The organism is Streptomyces sp. NPDC050448 (genome assembly GCF_040655295.1).
GTDB lineage: Bacteria > Actinomycetota > Actinomycetes > Streptomycetales > Streptomycetaceae > Streptomyces.
The window spans coordinates 195,920-208,286 of sequence record NZ_JBFAJR010000002.1; the positions used below are offsets into that span (position 1 = coordinate 195,920).

Annotated in this window: 10 protein-coding genes and 2 tRNA genes; 6 read left to right on the forward strand and 6 right to left on the reverse strand. The window is 70.9% G+C overall.

From position 1 onward, the window contains the following. Positions 1 to 31: 31 nt before the first annotated feature. The 3 genes from aroA (at position 32) to AB0I68_RS03685 (ending at position 2,815) form a co-directional block, all read left to right on the forward strand. Entirely contained in the window at positions 32 to 1,381 is a 1,350-nt protein-coding gene (gene aroA, locus AB0I68_RS03675) for a 3-phosphoshikimate 1-carboxyvinyltransferase (RefSeq protein ID WP_363175528.1), read from the forward strand. An 8-nt stretch (positions 1,382 to 1,389) separates the two neighbouring features. Beyond that, the gene (rsgA, locus tag AB0I68_RS03680; protein WP_363175529.1) at positions 1,390 to 2,400 is read left to right on the forward strand and encodes a ribosome small subunit-dependent GTPase A; all 1,011 of its coding nucleotides are present in this window, start codon (positions 1,390 to 1,392) and stop codon (positions 2,398 to 2,400) included. Between the two features lie 91 nt (positions 2,401 to 2,491). Next, positions 2,492 to 2,815: a multidrug efflux SMR transporter gene (locus AB0I68_RS03685; RefSeq protein ID WP_030153546.1), complete on the forward strand. Its 324-nt coding sequence runs from the start codon at positions 2,492 to 2,494 to the stop codon at positions 2,813 to 2,815. Here AB0I68_RS03685 and AB0I68_RS03690 read toward each other — a convergent pair. Continuing rightward, positions 2,781 to 3,353: a TetR/AcrR family transcriptional regulator gene (locus tag AB0I68_RS03690; RefSeq protein ID WP_363175530.1), complete on the reverse strand. Its 573-nt coding sequence runs from the start codon at positions 3,351 to 3,353 to the stop codon at positions 2,781 to 2,783. The genes AB0I68_RS03685 and AB0I68_RS03690 overlap by 35 nt on opposite strands. A gap of 122 nt (positions 3,354 to 3,475) precedes the next feature. On the opposite strand from AB0I68_RS03690, the gene hisN reads away from it, so the two are divergent. Then, positions 3,476 to 4,282 carry a histidinol-phosphatase gene (gene hisN / locus AB0I68_RS03695; RefSeq protein WP_363175531.1) on the forward strand — a complete coding sequence of 269 codons (807 nt, stop codon included), beginning with the start codon at positions 3,476 to 3,478 and terminating at the stop codon, positions 4,280 to 4,282. 189 nt (positions 4,283 to 4,471) lie between these two features. Continuing rightward, on the forward strand, positions 4,472 to 4,867 hold the full coding sequence (locus AB0I68_RS03700; RefSeq protein WP_053784601.1) for a CBS domain-containing protein: 396 nt from the start codon (positions 4,472 to 4,474) through the stop codon (positions 4,865 to 4,867). 57 nt (positions 4,868 to 4,924) lie between these two features. Here AB0I68_RS03700 and AB0I68_RS03705 read toward each other — a convergent pair whose 3' ends face one another. Beyond that, complete coding sequence (locus tag AB0I68_RS03705; RefSeq protein WP_363175532.1) at positions 4,925 to 6,394, reverse strand: catalase; 1,470 nt, start codon at positions 6,392 to 6,394, stop codon at positions 4,925 to 4,927. A 131-nt stretch (positions 6,395 to 6,525) separates the two neighbouring features. Here AB0I68_RS03705 and AB0I68_RS03710 point away from each other — a divergent pair, with 131 nt between their 5' ends. Continuing rightward, the gene (locus tag AB0I68_RS03710; RefSeq protein ID WP_363175533.1) at positions 6,526 to 6,942 is read left to right on the forward strand and encodes a Fur family transcriptional regulator; all 417 of its coding nucleotides are present in this window, start codon (positions 6,526 to 6,528) and stop codon (positions 6,940 to 6,942) included. A gap of 114 nt (positions 6,943 to 7,056) precedes the next feature. Here AB0I68_RS03710 and AB0I68_RS03715 read toward each other — a convergent pair. The 4 genes from AB0I68_RS03715 to AB0I68_RS03730 form a co-directional block, all read right to left on the reverse strand. After that, a tRNA-Met gene (locus AB0I68_RS03715) sits at positions 7,057 to 7,130 on the reverse strand. A gap of 164 nt (positions 7,131 to 7,294) precedes the next feature. Further along, the gene (locus AB0I68_RS03720; protein WP_363175534.1) at positions 7,295 to 9,151 is read right to left on the reverse strand and encodes a tetratricopeptide repeat protein; all 1,857 of its coding nucleotides are present in this window, start codon (positions 9,149 to 9,151) and stop codon (positions 7,295 to 7,297) included. 203 nt (positions 9,152 to 9,354) lie between these two features. Beyond that, a tRNA-Met gene (locus AB0I68_RS03725) sits at positions 9,355 to 9,428 on the reverse strand. 45 nt (positions 9,429 to 9,473) lie between these two features. Next, a complete protein-coding gene (locus AB0I68_RS03730; RefSeq protein ID WP_363175744.1) occupies positions 9,474 to 12,350 on the reverse strand; it encodes a UPF0182 family protein in 2,877 nt (958 codons plus the stop codon). Positions 12,351 to 12,367 lie beyond the last annotated feature (17 nt).

Genomic DNA, 12,367 nt, shown 5'->3' on the forward strand with positions numbered 1-12,367 from the left:
GGGTCCGGGAGGAGCCATTAAAGTGGGGGCCATGACCGAGACCCCCGCGCTCCCCGCCCTCTGGCCCGCTCCGCTTGCCGACGGTACCGTCCACGCCACCGTCACCGTGCCCGGGTCGAAGTCGGTCACCAACCGCGCCCTCGTCCTCGCCGCGCTCGCCGCCGAGCCGGGCTGGGTGCGCCGCCCGCTGCGCTCGCGCGACTCCCAGCTGATGGCGGACGCGCTGCGCGCGCTGGGCGTCGGCATCGAGGAGACCGCCTCCTCCAGCTCCGGCGACGGCGCCGGCGGCGAGGCCTGGCGGATTATCCCCGCGGCCCTGCACGGCCCGGCGACGGTCGACGTCGGCAACGCGGGCACGGTCATGCGCTTCCTGCCGCCCGTCGCCACCCTGGCCGCCGGTGACATCCGCTTCGACGGCGACCCGCGCTCCTACGAGCGCCCGCTCGGCCAGGTCATCAGTGCGCTGCGGACCCTCGGGGCCCGGATCGACGACGACGGCCGGGGCGCGCTGCCGCTGACGGTCCAGGGCGGCGGGGCCCTGGAAGGCGGCGTCGTCGAGATCGACGCCTCCAACTCCTCCCAGTTCGTCTCGGCCCTGCTGCTCTCCGGCCCGCGCTTCAACCAGGGCGTCGAGGTCCGGCACGTCGGCACCGCCCTGCCGTCGATGCCGCACATCCGGATGACGGTGGAGATGCTGCGCGCGGCGGGCGCCCAGGTCGACACCCCCGAGGCGGGCGGCGAGCCGAACGTGTGGCGGGTCGCGCCGAGCGCACTGCTGGGCCGCGACATGATCGTGGAGCCGGATCTGTCGAACGCGCAGCCGTTCATGGCGGCGGCCCTGATCACCGGCGGCACGGTCACGATCCCGGACTGGCCGCGCCGCACCACCCAGCCCGGCGACGAGCTGCGCCGGATCTTCACGGAGATGGGCGGCTCCTGCGAGCTGACCGACGCGGGCCTGGTCTTCACCGGCAGCGGCAAGATCCACGGCATCGACGTGGACCTGGGCGAGGTCGGCGAGCTCACCCCGGGCATCGCGGCCGTCGCGGCGCTGGCCGACTCCCCGTCGACGCTGCGCGGGGTGGCGCACCTGCGGCTGCACGAGACGGACCGGCTGGCGGCGCTGACCGCGGAGATCAACGGGCTCGGCGGTGAGGTCACCGAGACCGCCGACGGCCTGCACATCCGCCCGCGCCCGCTGCACGGCGGCGTCTTCCACACGTACGACGACCACCGGATGGCCACCGCGGGCGCGGTGATCGGCCTGGCGGTGGAGGGCGTACGGATCGAGAACGTGGCGACGACCGCGAAGACCCTGCCGGACTTCCCGAGGATGTGGGCCGACATGCTCGGCCAGGCGTCGCGGGTTGCCGGAGCGTAGGGGCCGTCATGCGCAGGTACGGCAAGCACACCGACGAGGACGACATCCGCCAGCGGCCCAACCCCAAGGGCAACCGGCCCCGGACCACCATCCGGCCCAAGCACGAGGACGCGGCCGAGGGCTTCGTCCTGACCGTCGACCGCGGCCGGCTGACCTGCCTGGTCGACGGCCGCGCGATCCACGCGATGAAGGCCCGCGAGCTGGGCCGCAAGGCGGCGGTGGTCGGCGACCGGGTCTGGATCGTGGGCGACCTGTCCGGCAAGAAGGACACGCTCGCGCGGATCGTGCGGATCGAGGAGCGCAAGTCCGTCCTGCGGCGCACCGCGGACGACGACGACCCGTACGAGCGGGTGGTCGTCGCCAACGCGGACCAGCTGGCGATCGTCACCGCCCTGGCCGACCCGGAGCCGCGGCCCCGGATGATCGACCGCTGTCTGGTGGCCGCGTACGACGCCGGGCTGGAGCCGCTGCTGGTGCTCACGAAGTCGGACCTGACCTCCGCGGACAAGATCCTGGAGATCTACTCGACGTTCGGCCTGAACTATGTGGTGACCAACCGCGAGGAGCTGGCGACCGGCGACGCCGCCGACCGGGTGCGCGAGCGCCTGACCGGCCGGATCACCGCCTTCGTCGGCCACTCGGGCGTCGGCAAGACCACCCTGGTGAACTCGCTGGTCACCGAGGGCCGCCAGCGTGCCACCGGCCGTGTCAACGCGGTGACCGGCCGCGGCCGGCACACCACCACCTCAGCGCTCGCGCTGCCGCTGCCGGACGGCGACGGCTGGGTCATCGACACCCCGGGCGTGCGCTCCTTCGGCCTGCACCACGTGGACCCCTCCCGGGTGATCCTGGCCTTCCCGGACCTGGTTCCCGGTACGGAGGACTGCCCGCGGGCCTGCAGCCACGACGAACAGGACTGCGCGCTCGACAAGTGGGTGGAGGACGGCCACGCGGATCCGGCGCGCCTGTACTCGCTGCGGCGGCTGCTTCAGACCCGCGAGCGCCGCGAAGGAGACTGATCGTCCGGCGGGGTTTGCAGGGCACCACGTCTGGTAAATGCATAATCGCACCACGTGACACGACGTCACCTGACGCGGGGAGGCATGCGCCATGGCGTGGCTGCTGGTGGTCGTCGCGGGAATCCTGGAGACCGGCTTCGCGGTCTGTCTCAAGCTGTCCCACGGGTTCACCCGGCTGTGGCCGACCATCGCCTTCGCCGCCTTCGCGCTCGGCAGCTTCGGGCTGCTGACCCTGGCACTGAAGAAGCTGGACGTGGGCCCGGCCTACGCGGTGTGGACGGGCATCGGGGCCGCCGGGACGGCCATCTACGGCATGGTCTTCCTCGGCGACCTGGTCTCGACCCTGAAACTCGTCTCGATCTCGCTGGTCATCCTGGGCGTCATCGGCCTCCAGCTGTCGGGGTCGGCTCACTGAGCAGGCGGAGCAGCCGCGTCAGTTCACCGAGCCCCGGGTCCTCGCCCGGGGCTATCACGTACGACAGCGCGAGGCGCACGGCGAGCTCGCACCGCTGCGCCCCCTCCCCCGGGGTGAGCGCGACGGAGGCGCGGTCGCGGACGGCCCGGGCCAGCTCCCCCGGCCCCGGGGCCGGTACTCCGGGCCGCGATCCCTGCCCGGGCGGCATCGGCAGGTTCCCGTCCCAGCACCCCGTCAGCAGGGCCCGTACGAGGGGACGCGCGCGGGCCGCCCGGACGGTCCACTCCGCGACCGAGGCGAGGCGCTCGGCGGCCCCGGCCGGCGAGCGCAGGACCCGGTCCACCCCTTCGAGGTACCAGTCGGCCTCGCGGCGCACCAGGGCCCGGCCCAGGCCCGCCTTGCCGCCGAACTCGTTGTAGAGGGTCTGCCGGGACACCCCGGCGGTGGCCGCCACGTCGACCATCCGCACGGACGGCCAGGGGCGCGCCGAGAGCGCCGCTCCCGCCGCTTCCAGCAAGGACTCCCGGGCTGCCGGCATCCGCGCCTCCCCGCTCGACTTCCCGCCAGAGTTGACGGACCGACAGATCCTGTCAAGGGCGCCTGCCGGTCGCACCGTGGACGGCGTTCGCCGGGTCCGGGGAGTCCCGATACTGTTCGGCCATGCCCGAGTATGACGATGACCTCCGCCTTGCCCTTGAGCTCGCCGACGCGGCGGACGCCGCCACGATGCAGCGGTTCCGCGCCCTCGACCTGAAGGTCGAGACGAAGCCGGACATGACCCCGGTGAGCGAGGCGGACAAGGCCGCCGAGGAGATCATCCGGGCCGGGATCGAGGCCGCGCGGCCCGCCGACGCCATCCTGGGCGAGGAGTACGGACTCAAGGGCAGCGGCCCGCGCCGCTGGGTCGTGGACCCGATCGACGGTACGAAGAACTACGTGCGCGGCGTCCCCGTCTGGGCGACGCTGATCTCGCTGATGGCGGAGGGTGCCGACGGGGTGTTCCGGCCCGTGGTCGGCGTGGTCTCGGCGCCGGCACTGGGCCGGCGCTGGTGGGCGGCGCAGGGTGGGGGCGCGTACGCCGGCGGTGCGCTGGGCGGTACGCCCGTACGGCTCGGGGTCTCGAAGGTGGGTGCCCTGGGCGACGCCTCCTTCGCGTACTCCTCACTGAGCGGCTGGGAGGAGCAGGGCCGGCTCGCCGGGTTCCTGGAGCTGACCCGGCAGTGCTGGCGCACCCGCGGCTACGGCGACTTCTGGCCGTACGTGATGGTCGCGGAGGGCTCGCTGGATCTGTGCGCCGAGCCGGAGCTGAACCTGTGGGACATGGCGGCCATCGCGGTCGTGGTCCAGGAGGCGGGCGGCCGGTTCACCAGCCTGGACGGCGCGGAGGGCGTACACGGCGGGAACGCGGCCGCCTCGAACGGGTTGTTGCACGAGGAGATGCTGGGGTATCTGCGCCCGCGCGCCTGAGCCGTTCGGACCCTGCACCCGGACAACCGTGTGCGCCCTCTTGATGACCCTGCGTGTCCATGGGAATCTGAGATTCCTCCGCTTGTGCGCTTGTGAAGGCCTTCTCTAAGTTCTGCGCCCTTCGGTGCGGACCTTCACCGGGTGCACCCACCCAAGCGGAGGAACTCTCCCCAGGAGGTGGCTCTCTTCATGCTCGTCCGTGACGCCATGAGCACCGTGATCCTCACCCTCGGACCCGCCCACACCCTCCGGCAGGCGGCCTGCCTGATGTCCGGCCGACGGGTCGGCGCTGCCGTCGTCCTCGATCCCGACCACAGTGGAATCGGCATCCTGACCGAACGCGACATCCTCAACTCCATCGGCGCGGGACACGATCCCGACCGTGAGTCCGTGGGCGCGCACACCACCAACAACGTGGTGTTCTGCACCCCGCAGGCCACCGTCCAGGAGGCCGCCGAGGCGATGGTCCACGGCGGCTTCCGCCATCTGATCGTGCTGGAGCACGGCGGGCCCGTCGGCATCGTGTCCGTACGCGACGTCATCCGCTGCTGGGTGCCGGCGCGGCGCAGCACCGTACCGGCGTAAGCCGGAGGGCCGGACCCCCGTCGGGGTCCGGCCCTTCAGCTCTCGGCGAGCGATGGGTCAGCCGCGGAGGGCCTGGACCGCGGCCTCCAGCCGCTTGCCGAAGTCACCGTCCGCCTGGCGGAAGTTGTTGATCGCGCGCTCGGCGAGGTCGTCGCGGGAGACCTTGGCGATGAAGCCGGACAGGTTCTCGATCAGACGGGACTTCTCGTCCTCGGACATCAGGCGGTAGAGGTTTCCCGCCTGGACGAAGTCGCTGTCCTCGGAGTGCACCGGGGCGGCGTGGTTGCCCGTGCCGCCGGTGACCGCGGTGGACTGCCACAGCGGACGGTCCGTCTGGAACGGGCCGCCGAAGCTGTTCGGCTCGTAGTTCTTCGCGCCCTTGTGGCGGCCGTCGTACAGGAAGCCGTCACGGGAGTTGGTGCGCGCCTCGGTGGCGTGCGGGCGGTTCACCGGCAGGTGATCGGCGTTGATGCCGACGCGGTAGCGGTGGGCGTCGCCGTACGCGAAGAGACGGCCCTGGAGCATCTTGTCCGGGGACGGGCCGATGCCCGGGACGAAGTGCGCCGGGGAGAAGATGCTCTGCTCGACCTCGGCGAAGACGTTCTCCGGGTTGCGGTTGAGCTCCAGCGTGCCGATCTCGACCGGCGGGTAGTCCTCGTGCGGCCACACCTTGGTGAGGTCGAACGGGTTGAAGCGGTACTCGGCCGCGTCGGCCGCCGGCATGATCTGGACCTGCACGGTCCAGGTCGGGAACTCGCCGCGCTCGATGGACTCGCGCAGGTCGCGCTGGTGCGAGTCGGGGTCCTCACCGGCGAGCCTGTTGGCCTCGGCCTGGGTGAGGTTCTTGATGCCCTGGTCGGTCTTGAAGTGGTACTTGACCCAGAAGACCTCGCCGGCCTCGTTGTTCCACTGGAACGTGTGCGAGCCGTAGCCGTTCATGTGGCGGTAGGACGCCGGGATGCCGCGGTCGCCGAACAGCCAGGTCACCTGGTGGGTGGACTCGGGCGACAGGCCCCAGAAGTCCCAGACGTTGTCCGCCTCCTGCGAGCCGGTGTACGGGTCGCGCTTCTGGGTGTGGATGAAGTCGGGGAACTTGATGGCGTCCTTGATGAAGAACACCGGGGTGTTGTTGCCGACGAGGTCGTAGTTGCCCTCTTCGGTGTAGAACTTCAGCGCCCAGCCGCGGGGGTCGCGCACCGCGTCGGCCGCACCGAGGTTGCCCGCGACGGTGGAGAAGCGCAGGAACGTCTCGGTCTGCTTGCCGACCTCGGACAGGAACTTCGCCCGGGTCCACTGGGAGACGTCACGGGTGAGGGTGAAGGTGCCGTACGCGCCGGCGCCGCGGGCGTGCACCACGCGCTCCGGAATGCGCTCGCGGTTGAAGTGCGCCAGCTTCTCGAGGAGCAGCTGGTCCTGGACCAGAACGGGGCCTCCGACGCCGGCCGTCTCGCTGTTCTGGTTGTCGGCGACCGGAGCCCCGGCCTCCGTGGTGAGCGGTCCCTGCGTCACGTGCGCCTCCTGCGTCATTCCTGCTGTGCCCTGTCCTTGGCCTTTGCCGTACTCGATCCTACGATGGACTTTGTCTAAGTCAAGCAAGCATCCAACTCCACACAGGTTCGGGAGTTACACCGAATCCCCTCGCTGTTAGGCTGGTGTCCATGAGTGACCTGCTGGAACGACTTCGCGGACGCGGATGGCGCATGACCGCACAGCGGCGTGTCGTGGCCGAGGTGCTCGACGGTGACCACGTTCACCTGACGGCCGACGAGGTGCACGCCCGGGCGGTGGACAAGCTGCCGGAGATCTCGCGCGCCACCGTCTACAACACGCTGGGCGAGCTCGTGTCCCTCGGCGAGGTCCTGGAGGTCTCCACGGACCGCCGGGCCAAGCGCTACGACCCGAATGCCCACAAGCCCCACCAGCACCTGGTCTGTGCCCAGTGCGGCGCGATCCGCGACGTACACCCGGCGGGCAACCCGCTGGCCGACCTCCCGGACGCGGAGCGCTTCGGTTTCGTGGTGTCGGCGGTCGAGGTGACGTACCGCGGCCTGTGCCCGTCCTGCGCGGGGGTCTGACGAACGGAAGAGGGGTCCGGGAGCATGGCTCCCGGACCCCTCTTCCGTTCGCGCCTTCGTCGGCGGAAACGACTGAAGGCCCGGATCCAGAGGATCCGGGCCTTCAGCCTTCAGTAGCGGGGACAGGATTTGAACCTGCGACCTCTGGGTTATGAGCCCAGCGAGCTACCGAGCTGCTCCACCCCGCGTCGGTAAACACGACTTTACGTGACGCCACCCGACAGATGCAAATCGCTTAACGTTCCGGCCGCACCGGCACCGTCCAGCCCCGCCGCCGTTTGGTGCGCGGGGGGGGGCAGAGCCCCCGGCAGCGGTGCCGCACCCACATCGCGGCGAAACCCCCGGCCAGGGGTCAGGCCGAGAGCTCCTCCGCGAGCGCCTCGCGGAGCCGAGCGGCACGCTCGGAGACCTCCGCCGGTCCCAGCTCCATGGCGCGGACGCACCACTTCTGCCCCTCCGCCAGGTCCCCGTGGCGCGCGGCGAGGAGCCCCAGCCGCAGCGCCGCCCGGCCGTGGCCGGCCACCGCGGCCCGGGTCCACCACAGCGCGGCCTCCGGCTCGTCCCCCTCACGGGCCAGCAGCAGCCCCAGGTTGAACGCCCCGTTCCGGGAGCCGGCCTCGGCCGCCTCCCGGTACCAGCGCGCCGCGACCGCCAGATCGCCCCGCGCGGCGGCCAGCATCCCGACCCGCACCTGCGCGCGCCGGTGCCCCAGCTCGGCGGCCCGCTCGTACCACTCCTCGCTCTCGCTGCGCTCGGCCCCGCCGACCGGCTCGCCCAGCGCCACCGGCTCCGGTGGCGGAGCCAGCGATTCCAGCAGCGCGGCCAGCCGGAACGCCGCCTCCGCGCTGCCGCCGCCCGCGGCGCAGCGCAGGTGCCGCTCGGCCGCCCGGTCCTCGCCGTCGCGGACCAGCGCGATCCCGACCTGGAGCGCCGCGTCGGTGTGGCCGGCCGCTGCGGCCCGCTCGTACCACTTCAGCGCCGTCCGGTCGTCGTCCCGGCTCGCGAACAGGATCCCGAGGTTGAACGCGGCGTCGACGCTGCCCGCCTCGGCCGCCTTCGAGAACCACGGCTCGGCCCCCGCCGCGTCGCCGACCTGGAGCAGCATGATGGCGAGGGCGTTGGCCGCCTCCCGGTGGCCGGCGTAGGCCGCCCGCCGGTACCACTGCTCGGCCTGCCCGGTCCGCTCCTGTGCGGCGCACAGCAAAGCAAGGTTGTACGCCCCGTTCTGGTCGCCCGCGTCCATGGCGGTCCGGTACCACTTCTCCGCGGTCTGGGTCTCCCCCCGCGCGGCGTGCAGCGCGCCCAGCGCATTGGCGGCGTTCCCGTCGCCGTCCTGCGCGGCCCGGTTCCACCACGCGACGGCGCTCTCCTCGTCGCCGGCGTCGCGCAGCAGGAAGCCGAGCGCGCACGCGGCCCGCGCCTCGCCCTGCTTGGCGGAGGTCAGGTACCAGCGCCCGGCCTCCTTGAGCTCCCCGCGCGCCTCCAGGAGGGCGCCCAGGTGCAGCGCGGCCCGCCGGTGCCCGCGCGCGGCGGCCTGCCGGTACCACTGCTCGGCCTCGGCGGGGTCGCCCTTGCGCAGGTGCCGGGCCAGCCGGTACGCGGCCTCGCGGTGCCCCTGCTCGGCCGCCTGGCGCAGCCAGCGCTCGACGCCCTTGTCACCTCGGTGCTCCAGCAGGTCGGCGAGCCCGTACGCGCCCAGGGCATGGCCGGATTCCGCCGCCTGGCGCAGCCAGTACTCGGCGGCGGGCTCGTCCCCGCGCTCGCGGAAGTGGCGGCCCAGCGCGTGTGCGGCCGGTGCGGATCCGGCCACGGCGGCGACCCGCCACCAGCCGGCGGCCTCCTCGGGGTAGCCCCGCTGGAGCAGCAGCACTCCCAGGTTGTTGGCGGCGGCGCGGTCCCCCTCCGCGGTGGCGCCGCGCAGGTACGGCTCGGCGCCGGCCAGGTCGCCGCGGCGCAGCAGCAGCGCCCCGAGCACGCTCATCGCGCCCGGGTCGCCCCGGTCGGCCGCGCCCCGGTGCCGTGCTTCCAGCTCGGCGTCGCTCGCCGGATCGGTCTCGGCGAACATTTCCTCCGCGAAATCCGCATCGGTCAGTGCGGTCTGCGCGTTAACGACCGGAGCCTCCTCGTTGGCCTCTGCGCCCGATTCGGCTTCCGCCCTCACAAACCGCCCTGTCTCCAGCAGAGTTGACCTGTCCCCCATAAATCCCATCGTCGCATCACCTGCTACCCGCGTACACCTGGTATGTCGCAGCCTGTGAGGTCACTACAGCGTTTTGTCGACATGCCCACAGAGAGATAAGTCAAACACGCCCCAGCCCCAACTCACCCGTCCCAGCTACCACATGGTCCCAGCGTGTCCCCCCTGGACATGACGAAGGCCCGGATCCCATGGATCCGGGCCTTCATCTTCAGTAGCGGGGACAGGATTTGAACCTGCGACCTCTGGGTTATGAGCCCAGCGAGCTACCGAGCTGCTCCACCCCGCGTCGGTGAAACCACAGTATCACGACGCGGGGCTGAGCCATTACCGATCAGCCACCGGGCTTCGGGGCCGTCAGCCTCGCCTCTGCGTCGATCGCCCGCTGCAGCGCCGCCTTGATGTCGTCCTGCGCCTTGCCGAAGGCCGTCCAGTCGCCTGCCTGGCGGGCCTTCTCCGCTGCCTCGACCGCCTTCCTCGCATCGTCGAGGGCCGCCTTGACCGTCGGGTCCTGGGCGGTCGGGGGCGTGGTGGTGCCCTCGCCCGGCGGGGTCACGGGAGTCGTGGGCACCGTCGGCGCCTCGGCTCCGAAGACCACGTTCAGCGCCTTCTCCAGGCTGTCCTCGAACGCGGTCTGGCCGCCGTACGTCACCAGCACCTTGCGCAGCAGCGGGTACTTCAGCCCCGAGCTGCGCACGTACACCGGCTCCACGTACAGCATCCCGCCGTCGAGCGGCACCGCGAGCAGATTGCCGTACTCGACCTCGGAGTCGCCGCCGCGCAGCAGCCGGATCGACTCGGCGATCTTCGGTTCGGACTGGAACTTGCTCTGCACCTGCTTGGGGCCGTCGACCGGCTTGCTGGTCGGCAGCTTCAGGACTCTGATCTTGCCGTAGTCCGGGCTGCCCGGATCGGCGTTGACCGCCATGAAGGCGCTCAGGTTGTCCCGCTCGTTCGGCGTGAACGTCGTCGTGAGCGAGAAGACCTGGTCCTTCTCCTTCTGGCCCGGCATCTTCATCGACAGGTAGTACGGCGGGACCGCCGTGCCTGCCTTGGTCGTCGGGTCGTCCGGGACGGCCCAGGCCTCACTGCCGCTGAGGAAGGTCTGCGGGTCCGTGACGTGGTACCGGGTGAGCAGCTCGCGCTGGACCTTGAAGAGGTCCTGCGGGTAGCGCAGGTGGTCCATGAGCGGCTTGGAGATCTCGCTCTTGGGCTTGACCGTCCCCGGGAACGCCTTCATCCAGGTCTTCAGGACCGGGTCCTGGGTGTCCCACTGGTACAGGCTGACCGTGCCGTCGTACGCGTCGACGGTGGCCTTGACCGAGTTGCGGATGTAGTTGACCTGGTTCTCCTGCGCCACCACCGCGCGCTGGCTGTTGGTGAGCGAGTCCGCGGTGCTCTGGCCCAGCGTGGTGCGCGAGGCGTACGGGTAGCCGTTCGTCGTCGTGTACGCGTCGACGATCCACTTGATCCGGCCGTCGATGACCGCCGGGTACGGGGCACCGTCGATGGTCAGCCACGGGGCGACGGCCTCGACGCGCTCCTTGGGCGTGCGGTGGTAGAGGATCCGCGAACCGTCGCCGATGGCGCCGGAGTACAGGATCTGCGGCTCGCTGAACGCGAGCGCGTACGCCGCCCGGTTGACCGGGTTGTCGAGGTTGACGCCGGAGTCGCCCGAGTAGCTCGTCTCCTTCTCGCCCTTGTCGTCCGAGTAGTCGAGCTCCTTCTGCGGTCCGCCGACGATGGAGTACTGCTTCGTCTGCTCGCCGTAGTAGATGCGCTGCTCGAAGTCCGTGCCGAACATCCCCTTGGAGGGGAGGTCGGACTGGGTGAAGTCCGGGGCGCCGTCCTTGACCGTGGTGCCCTTGGCCGCGACCACGCCGTAGCCGTGCGTGTACTTGAAGTGGTCGTTGATCCAGTTGTTCTTCGGGATGCCGCCGATGTTCAGCTCACGGAGCCCGATGACCGTGTCCTGGCTGCTGTACCGGTCCACGGCGAGCGTGGACGGGAAGGCGTAGTAGCCCTTGACCTGCTGGAGCTGCTGGAAGGCCGGGGAGACGATGTTCGGGTCGAGGAGCCGGATGCTGGCGGTGGTGTCGGCCGCCTGCCGCAGCTTGGTCTTGTCCTCGGTCTGCGGGACGCCCGGGTAGTCCTTGACGTCGGACTGGTCGATCCCGTACGCGTCGCGCGTCGCCTTGATGTTCTTCTCGACGTACGGCGATTCCTTGGCCTGCTCGTTCGGCTGGACCTGGAACTTCTGCACGATCGCCGGGTACAGCCCGCCGATCAGGATCGCCGAGAGCACCATCAGGCCGAAGCCGATGACCGGCAGCTGCCAGGTGCGCCGCCACAGCGTCGCGAAGAAGAGCACGGCGCAGATCGCGGCGATGGCGATCAGGATCGTCTTCGCCGGCAGGTACGCGTTCGCATCGACGTAGCGCAGGCCGGTCCAGTTGTCCGCGGCCTTGAAGTCGCTGGACTTCACGGCGAGGCCGTATCGGTCGAGCCAGTACGCGACCGCCTTGAGCGTCACGAAGAGGCCGAGCAGCACCGACAGGTGCCCGGTCGCCGCGGCGGTGGCCCGGGCGCCCGGGCTCGTCACGCGCAGCCCGCCGTACAGGTAGTGGACGACGACCGCGGCGATCACCGACAGCACGACCGCGGCGAAGCCGAAGCCGAGCAGGAACCGGTACCAGGGCAGGTCGAAGGTGTAGAACGACACGTCCAAGTGGAACTGGGGGTCCTTCTGCCCGAAGGACACCCCGTTCACGTACATCAGCCAGGTCTTCCACTGGCCCGCCGCCGAGGCGCCCGCGATCATGCCGACCAGCGCCGCGATACCGAGGAGCAGCCACTTCTTGTACGGGGCGACGCTCATCCGGTAGCGGTCGAGGCTCTGCTGTTCCATCGACATCGCGGACAGCGGCGGCCGCAGCCGGTACGCCAGCCAGATGTTCAGCCCGACGGCACCCGCCATCAGCAGGCCGAAGACGGCGAAGAGCCCGATCTTGGTCCACAGGGTGGTGGTGAAGACGGTGGAGTACTTCACGGAGCGGAACCAGAGCCAGTCCGTCCAGAAGCCCGCGAACATGATGAACGCCATGCCGAGGACGGCCAGTACGCCCAAGGTCATCAGAAGAGTGCGGGCACGCCGGGAGGGGCGGCCGACTCTCATCCGTGGCCCGGAGGGGCCTCCGCCGCGGTCCGGCATCTGGAAAGCCAAGGTGC

Excerpts from the sequence above, each read along its gene's own strand:
- rsgA (WP_363175529.1), top strand. The coding sequence starts at position 1,390 with ATGCGCAGGTACGGCAAGCACACCGACGAGGACGACATCCGCCAGCGG.
- AB0I68_RS03710 (WP_363175533.1), top strand. The coding sequence starts at position 6,526 with ATGAGTGACCTGCTGGAACGACTTCGCGGACGCGGATGGCGCATGACC.
- AB0I68_RS03730 (WP_363175744.1), bottom strand. The coding sequence starts at position 12,350 with ATGCCGGACCGCGGCGGAGGCCCCTCCGGGCCACGGATGAGAGTCGGC.
- AB0I68_RS03700 (WP_053784601.1), top strand. The coding sequence starts at position 4,472 with ATGCTCGTCCGTGACGCCATGAGCACCGTGATCCTCACCCTCGGACCC.
- AB0I68_RS03685 (WP_030153546.1), top strand. The coding sequence starts at position 2,492 with ATGGCGTGGCTGCTGGTGGTCGTCGCGGGAATCCTGGAGACCGGCTTC.
- AB0I68_RS03690 (WP_363175530.1), bottom strand. The coding sequence starts at position 3,353 with ATGCCGGCAGCCCGGGAGTCCTTGCTGGAAGCGGCGGGAGCGGCGCTC.
- AB0I68_RS03720 (WP_363175534.1), bottom strand. The coding sequence starts at position 9,151 with ATGGGATTTATGGGGGACAGGTCAACTCTGCTGGAGACAGGGCGGTTT.
- aroA (WP_363175528.1), top strand. The coding sequence starts at position 32 with ATGACCGAGACCCCCGCGCTCCCCGCCCTCTGGCCCGCTCCGCTTGCC.
- hisN (WP_363175531.1), top strand. The coding sequence starts at position 3,476 with ATGCCCGAGTATGACGATGACCTCCGCCTTGCCCTTGAGCTCGCCGAC.
- AB0I68_RS03705 (WP_363175532.1), bottom strand. The coding sequence starts at position 6,394 with ATGACGCAGGAGGCGCACGTGACGCAGGGACCGCTCACCACGGAGGCC.